Below are 14,623 nucleotides of genomic sequence, written 5' to 3' on the forward strand. Positions count from 1 at the left end.
GCGCTCCGCTGGATTTTTTGGTGGCAAATGGCAAGCGACGGTGCAAGGCGTGACGATAAAATGATTTGCAAAAAGTCATTCCTGCAATGATACTTAGCCAACTTTTTAAAGCAAAGGGAGACACGATGGAAAACATGTATGCCGCACCGAACGCAAACCTTGATGAACCGCTTAGTTCGGAAGCCACCTATGTGCCGCGGTTTTTCTCATTCAGTGGGCGGATTGGTCGCATGCGTTATTTGGCGTATCAGGTATTTATGGTGCTCTGTAGCTACCTATTTTTATTCGGTGCAGCTAGCCTGATTCTTTCTTCTTCCTCTGCATCATTCTCGGACTTCTTTGGGAGCACACTCGGCGTCATCGTCGTCGCATTGTTTCTAATGGTCCTTTTTGTAGGGACAATTACTTTCGTTAGACGCCGTTTGCATGACCTCGGTCAATCTGGATGGCTCACCTTAATCATTTTTGTGCCCTATCTGAATTCTTTGTTTTCACTGTACTTAATATTTGCCGGCGGCGATAAGGACAGTAATCGCTACGGACCGGCTCCGAGCGCAAATACTACAGCGGTTATTGTGGGAGCATTACTTGTACCGGCGTTGGCAATCATAGGTATCATCGCGGCGATCGCAATACCAGCTTATAAAGGCTAGAACGATTGGGCGAAAGCGCCCGCAGCGATGGAGCGTGTCGTACCGATTGCCGAAGAACGATAGAAATTCGACATTTCTCTGAATTTTGCGGCGCTTTTTGATCACTTTTGGAGCATCCTCCGAGTGGTTCATTCACGCAATCGTCGTCGTACTCCTATAGCGAATTGTGGTTGAAACGCTCTCCCGTCGAAATAATCCCTGTATTTCCTCAAAGATATCTTGTTCGCTCGCAGTGAGTTAAGGATAATCGGGTTTAAGCCTTGGTACGCTCTCTACCATAGAGAAAAGCCCGATTTCTAGTCATACCCACTCATTTGAATGAGCATGAGCCACGATTCACAAATTGTTTCCCAGTTTGTAGAACTACGCCGCGCAGCGCGTCGGCGTCTTCTGCAAATGCATTACGAAGCCAAAGTCGGGCACATCGGCGGTAATTTGTCGTGCCTCGACGCGATACTCTTTCTGCATCATTTTGTAATGGGCGAGCACGACCAATTTGTGTTAGCCAAAGGTCATTCCGTTGGCGCGCTCTACATTGCTTTGTGGTCGCGTTCATATCTGAGCGACGCTGACCTGCAAACTTTTCACAAAGATCATACCCATCTTGCGGGACACCCTGTTGCTGGCTGGTCTCCTCATGTCAGTGTGGCGACGGGCAGTTTAGGACATGGGTTCCCGGTTGCGACTGGGATGGCGATGGCAAAACAATTGCAAGGGCAAGAAGGCCGAGTGTATTGTTTGATGTCCGATGGTGAATGGCAGGAAGGGTCGAATTGGGAGGCGCTGATTTTTGCTGCGCATAGACAGTTGGACAAACTCACGGTCTTAGTCGATGTCAATGGTTTGCAAGGCTTTGGTTCGACGACCGAAATCGCTTCGATGGGTGAGCTCGCGCAAAGAATCATAGCCTTCGGCGCCACTGTGCGCGAGATCGATGGACATGATCCGCAAAGTCTATCGAGTCTGTTGCAAGCGCCTCAGCAAGGTTTCCAAGTGATCTTATTGAAGACGATTAAGGGCAAAGGCGTGTCCTTCATGGAAGGGAAAATGGAATGGCATTACTTGCCACTCAATGCCGATCAATATGCCCTCGCTTGCCAAGAAATTGAGGAGGGCGCGTCATCATGAGAAATGCTGCGAGCCTGGTCTGGCAAAAACTCTTCGAGCAACAAGAATATGCGTTTATCACCGGTGACCTCGGTTTTATGGCCTTGGAACCGGTGCGCGACAAGTTGGGCAAATGGTTTATAAACGGCGGGATCTCCGAGCAAAACATCGTATCGATGGCAGCGGGCATGAGCAAGATGGGAGTGCAGACCTGGGTGTATAGCATCGCCCCCTTCATCTATGCCCGACCATTCGAGCAAATTCGTAACGATGTTTGCTTAAATCAATTGCCGGTGCGCTTAGTCGGCAATGGCGGTGGTTATGCTTACGGTTCGATGGGATCGTCGCATCATGCCATCGAAGATTACGGTGCGATGCTGACTTTGCAGGGCATGCAAGTGTATGTCCCCGCTTTTGCAGAAGATGTAGAAGATGCCGTATGGTGCATGGCGAAGCGCGAGCAACCAGCCTACTTGCGCTTGGGGCGCTGTGAAAAGCCTAAAGATTTTGTGTTACCTGCTTACGCGCCATGGCGTCAATTGATTGAAGGCGATCGTCATATCATAGTGGTGGTCGGGCCATTGGCTGGTGGTTTTATTGCGCCGCTGTTGGCGCTGCCGCGTGAACAGCGTCCGGCTTTGTGGGTCTTGAGTGAATTGCCCTATGGTTTTGAGCACTTGCCGCCCCTGCTGTTGCAAGGACTTGCTAATCAGCGCGAGCTGGTTGTGGTGGAAGAACATGTGGCGCATGGTAGTGCGGGGCATCATTTGTTAGCGAGCCTGCACCAACGCGGGATTGCACCAGCCGGCTTCCGTCATTTCTGCGCGCAAGGTTATCCCTCTGCATACTATGGTTCGCAAGTATTCCATCGCGCTGAGTCGAGTATCGATGCCATCAGCGTGTTGCGTGCTTTGCAGGAATAGGTGGGGCGGTGCAACGGTGCACCTACCACAACAAGATGTATCGAGCGCCCTAGCACTTAACGGTGCTCGACAAATGAATTCAGGATAGTGAGACGATGGACGATCTGCAACGAAAAATTCTTAATCTGCAAGGCCCTATTTTGGTGTTGGGGGCAAGCGGCTTTGTTGGTGCTAACTTGATGCGCACCTTGTTGCGTTACCGTAGCGATGTGTTCGGTACCTGCTCGAAATTGCCAGCATGGCGTCTCGATGGTTTGCCAGAAGAAAATGTCATTTTGTGTGACTTGATGGTGCCGGCCAATATTGAAGTGCTGCTCGATCGTACGCGTCCTTTGACGATTTTTGATTGCGTATCGTATGGCGCTTACTCTTTCCAAAATGATGTCGACCTGATTTATCGCACCAATGTCAACGTCGCCGTCAATTTGATGGAGCTGCTGCAAAAACGTGGTGTTCACGCTTACATTCATGCCGGTTCTTCATCAGAGTATGGCAACCTCGCTAGCGGCCCCGCCGAAGATGCCATGACCGCACCAAATAGTCATTATGCAGTTTCCAAATGTGCGGTGGCAGATCTAATTCAATTCAAAGGCAAGATGCATGGATTGCCTTGTATGAATTTGCGCCTTTATTCGATTTTTGGACCGCTCGAAGATCCCGCGCGCTTGATGCCAACTTTGGTCAGTAAAGGTGTCGCTTGCGAATTGCCGCCCTTTGTTGATCCGAATATCTCACGCGACTTTGTCTACATCGATGATTGTTGCGAAGCCTTTGTAGATGCCGCTCTGCATTTGAAGCCAGAACTCTATGGTGAGTCGATCAATATCGGCTCAGGACGTTGCGTCACCATCGGCGAATTGACGGGCATTGCGCGCCAGATGTTTGGTATCGCACAAGAACCGCAGTTCACGATGCCAGCACGCAGTTGGGATGTACAAGCTTGGTACGCCAATCCGCAAAAGGCGCAACAAGAATTAGGATGGAAGGCGCGCACCTCGGTTGAGCAAGGCTTAGAAAAAATGCGCAAGTGGTTTTGTGCGCTTGAGAATCCGCAAGCCTATCTGTCTTCGAGTAAGCAAGATGATTTAGATCGTCACTACAGTGTGACCGCGATTATCGCCTGCTACAAAGATGCGCAAGCAATCCCCATTATGTATCGCCGCCTCACTGATACCTTTTTGAAAGCCGGTGTCGATTACGAAATCATCTTCGTCAATGATTGTAGTCCTGACGATTCGGAAGAAGTCATACGCCAAATTTCTAAAACCGATCGTCGCGTGTTGGGGATCAGCCATTCGCGCAATTTTGGCTCGCAAGCAGCCTTTAAGAGCGGCATGGAATTGGCATCGAAGAATGCCTGCGTCCTTCTCGATGGCGATTTACAAGATCCACCTGAGTTGATTGAAGACTTCATCCGTGAATGGCGCGCTGGCTATGAGGTCGTGTATGGTCGTCGTGTGAAACGTGAAGCCTCGTGGTATATGGGCTTGGCCTACAAACTGTTCTACCGCTTGTTCGATGCCTTCTCGTATTTGAAGATTCCGCATGATGCCGGTGATTTTTCCTTAATCGATAAACGTGTGGTGCGTTGCATCTTGCAATTCCCAGAGCGTGATTTGTTCTTGCGTGGTGTGCGTGCATTCGCTGGCTTTAAACAAACCGGTGTTGACTATGTGCGTCCCGAACGTATGTTTGGACGCAGTACCAACAACTTCTTGAAGAATATAGGATGGGCGAAGAAAGGCATCCTCTCGTTTAGTAATACGCCCCTGAACGTCTTGTCGGCCTTTAGTGCTTTCATTTTTGTAGTGGTATGTTTCTTGATTGTGATTCAGATTGGCGCCCGCCTTTTATTCCCGGAGATGGTGCCGCGTGGTTTGACTACGGTGATTCTGGTCGAATTGTTTTTTGGATCAAGCACTCTCGTTGCAGTCAGCCTGATCGGCGAATACATTGCGAAAATTTTTGAAGAGGTCAAGCAAAGGCCGCACTTCTTAAGACGAAGCATTGTTCGTGATGGGGATGTACGTGATGCGGCTGAAAAAGCCTCATCTTCATCAAGCTCTCTGTATCGATAGAGATGCGAGTTTGGTCGAGGAAGGCCTTGCTTATCCTATTTTTCTCAGGGAGTATTGTGAAATCTGTGCCTGTCATTCCTATTTGAACTTGATGATGTCTTTAGAAAAATCTTATTTGCGCACCAAGCTTGACTCATTAAGGCGTAATCAGAAGCTGATGTATTTGCTGATTGGTGGCACGAATACCTTGGCCGGCATTGCCATTTTCTCGCTCTTGTATTGGATCTTGCATACAACTTGGCACTATCAAGCGATTACCGTTCTTGCGCACTTTATTAGTGTATTTAATTCGTGGTTCTCCTATCGCTGTTTCGTCTTCAAGAGCAAGGAGCCGCCGTTGAGGGAATACCTCAGATTTAATATTTCCTCTTTGTTGATGTTGGGTTTCCATATGTTTGGGTTGTTGGTGTTGGTCGATCAATTGCATGTTCATCCTTTGATCTCGCAGCCCATTGTTGTCCTTTGTGCCGTGGTTGTGAGCTATGTCTTACACGCGAAATTTACCTTTAGACGATCGCTCTAAGGAACTCTTATGAATAATGCTGTTTTTTTCCAAACCGTTCCCACCCGCCATTCCACCTTGTTGTGCTGGTTGTACTTCTTAGTCTTATTAGGCGCTTATGCCTTCGTTTACTTGGCCTTTATGCCGGGCCAGAATGGCGCGATGGGGCATGACTATTCCTATATGTTTCCGGCTTGGTTTGATGGGCTGATTTGGTTTCGTGAGCATGGTTTAGAAATCCCTTGGTTCTCGCCTTCGTTCTGTGCCGGAGCGCCTTTTTTCGCTGATCCTCAATCGACCTATTATTCATTGCCCCAGTTCCTAGTGTTCATTATGAGTCCACTGGATGCGGCGGTGACGACCTTGCTGCTGATGGCTTCCGCCTTATTTTGGGGTACTTATTTATTGATGCGATATTGTTTTGAAACCCATCGGAACACCGCCTTGTTGGTCGCTGGTTTGTTGATGTTGAATGGATTTTTGCCGCATCGAATTATCGTGGGTCACATTACTTTTCACGGCTTTGCTTTGATTCCATGGGTCGCGTTATTACTCTTGTTGCCGCTGCGTTCGCGCTGGCGTGGCGCTGTGTGTGCCATTGGCGCTGGTTTCATTTTGGCGTATTGGGTGCACTCTGGACTTGGTAGTTTGGTGCTGGCCTGTAGTTTGACGGTGGCGATCATCTGTATCTTGGCAATGTTGCGTAAGTTCAGCTTGTATCAACGCTGCGATGTTGTGATCTTGCTTCAACGTTCTGTGCTTGCTATGTTCTTCGGCGGTGCGCTGGCAGCATCCAAACTAGTATCTGGATTTGCATTCTTAGGCCAATTTCCTCGCACGTTCTATAGCCTGCCGGGCGTTGGTGGATTCGGTGAAGAAATCATGGTGATGTTTGGTGCGCTGTTTCTGCCGTCGCAACAAGCCTACCAACTTGGCATGCCCCATATGCGTAATTTGCAATGGGATCTGGCGCCACATGAGTGGGCTTATAACTTCCCAACAGTGCTGAGTTTGTTCCTTGTATTTGGTGGCGCGTATGTCGCTTTACAAAATAAAGATGCCTTACGACTAGCCCTAAAAGGTAATACCGTACGCATCTTAGTTGTGCTGATGTTGCTGTTGAGTTCGATCCCATTTTTGCTGAACTATTGGAGTCCCGCTTGGAATGAATTTCTTAAGAAAATTCCGATTGTGAATAGTTTAAGTAGCTCGATTCGATGGGTTCTCGTGTGGATTCCATTGTTGGCGATTCTGATGGGGCTGATTCATGAGCATTTTCAAAATAAGCCGCGAGGCGCATTGATTACCTTAGTCTTAAGCGCCATTGCGGTATGGCAGATGGTCGATGAGCCGCGCGAGTATTATGCGGCGCAGGGCTATAGTATGGTGCCGCTGATGATCGCCGATCAGCACTTGAAAAGCGGTAGTTTGCGTCCAGAAATTCAATCGCTCGGCTTGGAAGCAAATCTGCGCTATGGTGAAGCTAATATTCCATTGCGCGTCAATGACACGGTGATTGCAGGGGTTTCACAAATTGCTTGTTACAGTGCGATCTTTGGTTATCGCTTAGAGAAATTCTCAGCACAAGGATTAAGTATCGGACCCGTTCTGGCGAAAAGCGGTAATGGTTTGAACTTGAAGAACCCCGCTTGCTATGTGTTCCCGGACGAGAATCAATGTGCCCCGGGCGATCAATTCCGTGTTGATCAACTTGAACAGGCGCAAAAATTTGTACGTTATCAGACCTTCGATTTTGCGATGCCGCCGAAACAACGGTATGCCAACTTACTGAGTTTGTCAGCACTCTACTTGGGTCTCGCAACCTTACTCATTTTCTTGGGGAGTTTGATCTTTAAACGCAAACGCTATGCAGAATAAGGGGCGGGCGAAAACGCTTAGTGTTACTAGGATCACCTGATTTGAACGAGAACGCCGCTGCATGTTTGAAGCGGCGTTTTGCTTTAGAGTGCACCGCTTTCTTTAATGTCGAGATAGCGATTGACGAGGCTTTGCGTTAAGCGTTCTGGCACGATATCAATCAGCTGGTCGGCCCGAATACCAAGACGTCGGATGGCCTCATCGCGCTGCTGCAAATAACGTAAAGTTTCAGCTTGTCGTAAGGCATCGTTGAAGTCTTCCACGGGCGTTTGCACTACTGTATCAAGTGATTTCTCGCGCAGACTAGCGCACAGCACCAAGTGTTTGCGCGAGAGGATTTCACATGCTTCGCGCATGGCTTCATCATCTTCGTCACGCAGATTAGTGATCAAGACAATGAAGGCACGCTTTTTCAAACGTTGCATCAGTGAGGATGCGGCGAGCTTGAAGTCAGGAGCAGTTTCATCGGCCTGTAGGTCATAGACTCCCGCCAAGATACGATCCAAACCAACTCGACCTTTATGTGGCGGTAGCCAACGCCGCTCAGTGCCGAAAGTGAGCAGTCCGACGGCGTCGCCTTGTTTTTGGGCGACGAAACTCAAGCTGAGGATGGCATGCAAGGCGTGATCGAAATGGCTGGTGCTATCATCCTTTGATAACATGCGACGGCCTGTATCGAGAAGGAAAATGACCTGTTGATCGCGCTCCTCTTGATACTCGCGCGTGATCGGCCTTTGATGGCGTGCCGTCGCTTTCCAATCGATCGAGCGTTGACTATCGCCCTGACGATAATCGCGTAGTTGGCGGAAGTCTGTACCTTCACCGCGACGACGTTTGCGCAGATTACCTGCTTGCGGCACGCGCCGGTCGGTTGCGAGCAAAGCTTTATTCATGATGCGTGAAAAGTCAGGAAAAACCTTGACCGTTTGTGCTGGACCGATTCTGAAGCTGCGCTCCAATAATCCAAAACGACCTTTGATGCGGAGATAGCAGGCTTCAAACTGAGCGTCGCCACGTAGATTGGGATTGAGTTTATAACTAATCTCAAGACGACTATCGGGCTCGATCTGACTGCTATACGGCAAACCTTCACACTGCCATTGATCGGGATAAGCATCGATCAGGTCGAACTTGAGTGTGCGAGCGCCTTCGTTTTGCAGTTGCAGTGTCACGCTATTCCATAGATCAACCGGCCATACACCCTGCGTGTGGCGTTGGATGCGTAATGCGGGGCGAGTGCGTAAGAACCACAGGTCGCCAAAGCTACCCAAGATGGCCAAACACAGCAAGCCTGCCGCCAACCACAATAGGGGCGGAAAGAAATAGCTCAGCAAAGCTGCACTCGCAGCAAGAGCAATCAGCCATAAAAGGGTGCGACCAGGGATCATGCAGCGATCCTTATGCGCGTGGCGCTGGAATCTGTTCCAGCAAATTACTTAAGATCGTATCGCTGCTAAGGCCATCTAATTCACTCTCAGGTGATAAAGCCACGCGGTGGCGCAAGACTGGAATGCAAGCCGATTTGATATCGGCGGGCGTCACAAAATCGCGCTTGTTCATCAACGCAAAGGCACGTGAGATTCGAATCAGTGCGATGCTACCGCGTGGACCAGCACCGACTGAAATACCAGGACAATCACGGGTCGCGCGCACAATGCGCACCGCGTAGTCGGCCACAGCCTCATCGACCTGAATTTGCGAGACGAGCTGTTGTAGGGCGACGATGGTTTCCGGTTTGATGATGGTATTGACTTGCTTCACATCGAGATTGTCACCGATGCGTTTATTGGTCACCATGTTCAACATCGCCAATTCTTCCTCGGCGCTTGGGTAGTCGATACAGGCTTTGATGAGGAAACGATCAAGCTGTGCTTCGGGCAGCGGATAAGTACCCTCATTCTCTAATGGATTCTGAGTTGCCAACACCATGAAAGGCGCATCGAGAGCATGTGATTCATTTTCAATCGTGACTTGGCGCTCTTGCATGACCTCTAACAAGGCTGATTGCGTTTTTGCGGGGGCGCGATTGATCTCATCGGCTAACAATAAATTAGTAAAGATCGGTCCTTTACGCACATTAAAGGTTTGATTCTTGATATCGTAAATAGCATGCCCCATGACGTCGGCGGGCATCAGATCCGGTGTGAATTGAATACGTGCAGAGTGACCAGCAAAAGTTTTTGCCAAGGCTTTGACCAAGAGCGTCTTCCCTAAACCAGGAACACCTTCAAGCAGCACGTGACCGCCAGCGAGGCAGCAAGCGAGTACTTGATTCACGACCGCTTTCTGACCGATCATGGCACGCTGAATTTCTTCACGCATACGTGACACAATTTCCACCGCTTGTTGATGACGCTCTGGGCTAATCCCTGAAGCGGATGGTGGGTTGGGGATATTGGCCGTACTGCCATCACCATTGGCCTTAGTTCCAGACATAGTTTCAGGCATAGTTTCTTGTTCGTTGGTATTAACGCTCATAGTGCGTCCTCAATCGTTGAAGTAGTTGAATCTGACGGGTGAATTGAAGCGGATTCGAAGATGCCGCATCGAAACAGGCATTAGCAAGACTGTTGGCATCTAGCCCAGTTTGCTGGGCGAGCTGCGAGATCATGTCGTTTTGTGGGAGCCGCAATAGTTCAGGGGCGCGGCGCTTGATGGCATTGAGTGCCGCGCGGCGACATGCGTCTAAGAGATTTTGGCGGCCGAGTGCATGCTTCCATGACCAACGGGCGCTAGCATCGATATGTTCGAGCAGTGCGCGTCGCTCGAGGACGGGACTGCTCAACAAAGAACCAAAACGTGGAGCGACGCGCCAAATCCAAAGAGCAATCAAAAGACCAAAGCCGATAATGCCATAGGAGAACCGAGCCCAAGCGAGTTCAGTCCAATGCATCGCTTTGAGGCTTTTAACGATAATCAATTGCTTATGCGCCTGATTCATGCTCATCAGATCTAGCAAGAATTGCGCGTTGTCGTTGTTGCGTAGGCTGTAAGCACCAAAAATGTTCTGCGGTAGTGCGACAATCTTTCCGCGCCCATGTTGATAGATGCGTAGACTCGTCCCGTTATCGACTTGATAGATCGGCTGCACGCGATTTTTAAAGCTGAGCATGGCGAATTGAGTGCGAGTAACCAATAAACTTCGTTGAGTATGTGGAAGTGTGACTTGGCTCAAGCGTTGATCCAAGTCCTCTGGGCGAGGCTCGTTGATCGCGTAAGCTTGTGGACTCGGTTGTGCGCTTGTTGGTGTGTTTGCGGGGATGTTTTGAGCGGCACCACTGGCCGAGCTCATTTTTACTTTGCTAGCAGACTCGTCGTCTAGGGCTTCTTCCTCATCGTCGTAATAATCTTCCTCGTCGCCATTTTCGGCGCTGGTACTCGCGGCTGAACCATTCGCTTCCGTGTACGTTATCGATTTGTTACGAGTTCCCGCCTTTGCGTATGGACGAGTGTCAATGACGTACAAGCCTAAAAATTCGCCAATCGGATCGCGCATGGTTGGATCGGCGCGGCGCTTGGCGGGTTCCACCGAGGGCTGGATCTGCTTGCGTAGTTCGTCTTCATCGCTGTCAGTTTTTTTAGACTCTTTTTTCTCTTTGGCTTCTTCATTTGTTTCTGGGATGGGCTGTTGATAGCGCAATTGCGGGAAAGTGATGAGCGTATTTCCTCGTGCGACCCAGGCTAGCAAGGCTTTTCCTTGTTCATCACTCATCACGCCATCGTTGTTAGCGATGACCAGACTGCCGTTGATGCCTTCGTCAAAGAGTTCCAAAGTCAGGTGTTCTTTGGTCACCGTCGAATAGTGATTGCGTTCAGCGAGACGTTTGGCCGCGAGCATCGGCTGCTTACGGTATTCCGTTTGCAGATTGTAGGTGGGAGTCCACTGCCGCTCCATATGATCATACCAAGCGAATGCGAGGCCAATGCAGATCAAGAGGCCGATGATCCAATAGACGATGTCGCGCCCTTCAATCTGCCCCATCACGGTCTTCTTTGTGTTGGTGCCGCTCATGCTTGCACCTCGCTGGCGAAGTGTTGACGCCATTGTTCACAGAGATTGTGAATCGATGGCGGATATTGGTGTGCGTAGGCAGCGCGTAACCAAGTATCGGTGCAATCTTCAAAGCAGCTTAGTTTTGCTTTGAACATCGCATTTTGATCGAGTAGCTCGGAAGAGAGTCGCAAGCAATCTTGTTCGGTGGCGCCTTTGGTGATGTGTAGTTCGTGATGTTGGACCAGATGCGCGATACTGGCGCGGTAAAGCAAACCAATCGCTGCACGTTTTTGACCGAGCTGCCACATGTCGAGCGCACTTTGCGCAACATCCTCCGGCAGTGATTCAGGACGAATGTCGAGCCCAGCAATCTCGGTCGCCAGTTGTAAGCGTTTTTCACTTTCGAAGAGAAAGATCTTGCCGCTATAGCGGAACAATAACCATCCCAAAAAGGCGAGGCCTGCGCCAATTACGAGATATTTGAGGACCAAGGCAATCATCTTCATTCGTTCGCCCCACTCTTTTTCTTCGAAGGTCGGCTTTTCTTTCTTATCGAACTTAGGAAGCCAGCGTTGTTCACAACGGAATAAATTGAAATCTTCCGAGGCGTAGATGTCGTCTATCGTTTGGCGTGTTTTCGCAATCTCAGTATCTTCAGTTGGCGCACGCGTGGGCTTGCTGCTGTTCTCTAGCTTACCGTCTTTGCAGCTGGGGATTTGGAATTCGGGCTCGGTGGTGGCAGCAGCGCTGGCACTAGCACTAGCACTGTCAGCTTGTTCTGCACGCACCTCTGTGGGCAAACTCAGGCTCAAACTCATTGTGATTCCAATGCAGGCGAGTGCTAGCACGCTGCCGATAGAATGTGATTTAGGTGCCGTCGTGTTGGGATCGGCCTTATCGTGGAGTGCAGCGATTTGGCGTAAGGCGATTTCTAGATCCCAAGCTTCGAGGGTAGCGCGGCGGTTGAGATACAGTGTGAAGCAACAGGCCGTGTAGATGGGACCAAGGATACTGACTGCAATCGTATAAGAAAGTAAACCACAGATTCTCATCAGCTCTAAACTTTTCGGATCGGAATTCATCATCAAGGCGATCGGATTCATTAGTTCTTTGTCGCTGACGAATAAGCCGACTAACCCATACAGACCAAGCTGAATAATGACTTCGAAGTGTGCGCAAGCCACACCAAACCAGGTGGCGGAGCTAATGGTGTGACGTCCAATAATTCGGATACGATAACGTGCCGTTTTACCGCGCGCGCCTTCTAACAGCCAAATCGCTTGATATAAACCGCGACCAGCTGCAAATGGGCGCAGCACGAATAGACGAAAAAAACCGCCACCTAATTGTTTGGGCCAAGCACGCAGCGTCTCCCAAAAACCGACTTGTTCGCCAAACACTTGACGCGACAAGATATACAGGGGAGCACGTTCTAGCCAAGGTCTGATCCACCAAGCGACCAAGAAGGCGTAGGTGACTTGATATTCAAAGCGATCGAACAGCCAGTTGGCGATCAAGGCCGACACTAGCATGGCCGGAATCCATAGACTCAGCCACACTGCATAAACGCGCCCTGCATTCGCTCGTAGCAAAGCGAAGCCGAGATCCAAAGCTTGCGCATTGGTGCGTGGGCGGAGGTCGAGTTGAAGCTGATCAAGCCGCATGCCGCGCCCCTTTCGAACGTCCAGCGAAGACAAAAAAGGCAATCAGACCGATCCAACAGCAGGTGCCAGTGATGTATTTCACATTGGCAGAAATATTCGGGCTCGCGCAGAAAAAAGCTTCGAAAAAAGCGGCGATGAAAGTAAGAATAGCGGCACCGATCAGAATGGGAAACACACGCTGACTGGCTTCATACAAAGCTTGACGACGGCTTGCACGTCCAGGCGCAATCACCGTCAAACCGAGGCGCATGCCCGCCACCCCAGCGAACAACATACCGATAATCTCAAAACTGCCGTGCGTAATCACAAAGGACCAGAAATTGTGACGCGTACTCGGATCAGCCGACAATACTGAGGCAACGATGCCCATCTGCATGCCATTGAAGGCCATGATCAAGAGCGCGGGCACACCAAAGAAAATGCCACCCGCAAAGGTTCGAAAATCGATCGAGACATTATTCCACACATAGAAGCCGAACATGCCAAAGTCGCCCACTGCACCACGTCCTTCCTTGAAGCTGGCAGATTGGTACATGCTGCGCATGTGCTCGATTTCGCTGGAGTCTAGAAAATAGTAAGCGGTTTCAGGGGCGAACCAGACTAAGCAACCTAAACCCAGGGCGACGCCCCAGAACGACAAGTTGATGAGCAATAACAACTTCCACTCGGCACGTACGCGCTGGGGAAATTCCTGAAATAGCCAACGGTGCAGGGTAAAACTGCGTTCCACCTTCACGCCATATAAGCGTTGATGGCAGCGGCCTACCAGAATTTGTAGATGATCCGTGAGTGCTGGCGAATAGCCCCGTTGTTGAGCAAGAGCTAAAGTTTGGCACAGGCGTCGATATAGGCTGGGAAAATCGTCGCGCTGTGTTTGTGTTTTTTTATCGCCATTGAGGATCTCTTGAATGCTAGTCCAGAGCGCCTCGTGGTGGGCTTCAAACTGTTTTTGTTTCATTGATTCAATCCTGCGACATAAGCCCGCAAACGGTCTAAGGAGGCGCGCCCCTTTTCCCCAGTTAAAGGTTCAGCGATGCTGGCGAGTTCGTGCAAACGTTCGATGGGAATATTTGCCTCGCGTTCAAAGAGGGCGATTAAGGTTCGTTGCTGGTCTGGCGTGAGAGGGAACGGTAATGCTTCTGGCTCAACCTCAGGTGCCGATACACGTTTCTGTTCTTGATCGAGATAGATCACTTGCGTGCCAGCAACGATGTCGCCTAAACGTCGATACTGAAGATCGAACAGCATGCACAATAGGCCGGATAAGTAGAGAACAGGGAGGAAATCAGCGATCAATAACAAATTGCGTAAGCTCGATTCGCGCCATCCGACCGGAAGACCATCGGCTCGTACGACACGTAGTCGCATCGCACGCTTGCCAACACTGCGTCCATCAAAATACACCTCGCACAGAATGGGGTAGCCCCAGTACAGGACAAAGAGCCCAAGAAAGATACTGCCTTGTCCCAACCCGAGAGCGCCAATGACCATCGAATAGCCGATGAATAAAGTCAGAAAAATCATGAAGTCGATGGCCCACGCCCAAGCTCGAACCGCTGGGCCCGCTGGAGTCATGAGGATTCGTACTCCCTCAGGAGTGATCAGAGAAAGACGCCCGTTTATCATGAATACTGAATCTTGAATTATGTTTGTTCAATGGGGACAAGTCATTCGAGAAGGGTGATCGCATTCGTTTTGCCTCACCCACACATGACCGAATCTCGCATCTCTTGAAGTTCGCAATGCATCAATCGCAATGCCGATAAACAGATTGCGTCGAACGCTTCCCCCAACTGTAATGTCGCTGTTTTTATGGCAACTTTC

12 protein-coding genes are annotated in these 14,623 nt (G+C 50.0%); 6 read left to right on the plus strand and 6 right to left on the minus strand.

Annotated elements, in window-relative coordinates:
• Positions 1-65 precede the first annotated feature (65 nt).
• From RF679_RS01400 to RF679_RS01425, 6 genes are all read left to right on the plus strand, one after another.
• On the plus strand, positions 66-653 hold the full coding sequence (locus RF679_RS01400) for a DUF805 domain-containing protein (protein WP_309482443.1): 588 nt from the start codon (positions 66-68) through the stop codon (positions 651-653).
• A gap of 324 nt (positions 654-977) precedes the next feature.
• Positions 978-1,781 carry a transketolase gene (locus RF679_RS01405; protein ID WP_309482444.1) on the plus strand — a complete coding sequence of 268 codons (804 nt, stop codon included), beginning with the start codon at positions 978-980 and terminating at the stop codon, positions 1,779-1,781.
• The gene (locus RF679_RS01410) at positions 1,778-2,683 is read left to right on the plus strand and encodes a transketolase family protein (RefSeq protein WP_309482445.1); all 906 of its coding nucleotides are present in this window, start codon (positions 1,778-1,780) and stop codon (positions 2,681-2,683) included. The genes RF679_RS01405 and RF679_RS01410 overlap by 4 nt, the downstream gene beginning before the upstream one ends.
• Before the next feature lie 95 nt (positions 2,684-2,778).
• Complete coding sequence (locus RF679_RS01415) at positions 2,779-4,761, plus strand: NAD-dependent epimerase/dehydratase family protein (protein ID WP_309482446.1); 1,983 nt, start codon at positions 2,779-2,781, stop codon at positions 4,759-4,761.
• 157 nt (positions 4,762-4,918) lie between these two features.
• Positions 4,919-5,284, plus strand: coding sequence for a GtrA family protein (locus RF679_RS18890; protein WP_373921794.1), 366 nt, complete (start codon positions 4,919-4,921; stop codon positions 5,282-5,284).
• Between the two features lie 9 nt (positions 5,285-5,293).
• Entirely contained in the window at positions 5,294-7,141 is a 1,848-nt protein-coding gene (locus RF679_RS01425) for a hypothetical protein (protein ID WP_309482448.1), read from the plus strand.
• Between the two features lie 83 nt (positions 7,142-7,224).
• On the opposite strand, the gene RF679_RS01430 is transcribed toward RF679_RS01425, so the two are convergent.
• Genes RF679_RS01430 through RF679_RS01455 form a run of 6 tightly spaced genes read right to left on the minus strand, consistent with a single transcriptional unit; the run spans position 7,225 to position 14,374 of the window.
• Positions 7,225-8,529 (minus strand): DUF58 domain-containing protein, encoded by a 1,305-nt coding sequence (locus RF679_RS01430; RefSeq protein ID WP_309482449.1) that lies wholly within the window; start codon positions 8,527-8,529, stop codon positions 7,225-7,227.
• Positions 8,530-8,539: 10 nt separating this feature from the next.
• Positions 8,540-9,619 (minus strand): AAA family ATPase, encoded by a 1,080-nt coding sequence (locus RF679_RS01435; RefSeq protein WP_309482450.1) that lies wholly within the window; start codon positions 9,617-9,619, stop codon positions 8,540-8,542.
• Positions 9,609-11,153: a DUF4350 domain-containing protein gene (locus RF679_RS01440; RefSeq protein ID WP_309482451.1), complete on the minus strand. Its 1,545-nt coding sequence runs from the start codon at positions 11,151-11,153 to the stop codon at positions 9,609-9,611. The genes RF679_RS01435 and RF679_RS01440 overlap by 11 nt, the downstream gene beginning before the upstream one ends.
• On the minus strand, positions 11,150-12,799 hold the full coding sequence (locus RF679_RS01445) for a hypothetical protein (protein ID WP_309482452.1): 1,650 nt from the start codon (positions 12,797-12,799) through the stop codon (positions 11,150-11,152). Before RF679_RS01445 ends, RF679_RS01440 begins: the two co-directional genes overlap by 4 nt.
• On the minus strand, positions 12,789-13,757 hold the full coding sequence (locus RF679_RS01450) for a stage II sporulation protein M (protein WP_309482453.1): 969 nt from the start codon (positions 13,755-13,757) through the stop codon (positions 12,789-12,791). The genes RF679_RS01445 and RF679_RS01450 overlap by 11 nt, the downstream gene beginning before the upstream one ends.
• Positions 13,754-14,374 (minus strand): RDD family protein, encoded by a 621-nt coding sequence (locus tag RF679_RS01455; RefSeq protein WP_309482454.1) that lies wholly within the window; start codon positions 14,372-14,374, stop codon positions 13,754-13,756. The genes RF679_RS01450 and RF679_RS01455 overlap by 4 nt, the downstream gene beginning before the upstream one ends.
• Positions 14,375-14,623: the final 249 nt, after the last annotated feature.

It is taken from the genome of Undibacterium cyanobacteriorum (assembly GCF_031326225.1).
Lineage (GTDB): Bacteria > Pseudomonadota > Gammaproteobacteria > Burkholderiales > Burkholderiaceae_D > Undibacterium > Undibacterium cyanobacteriorum.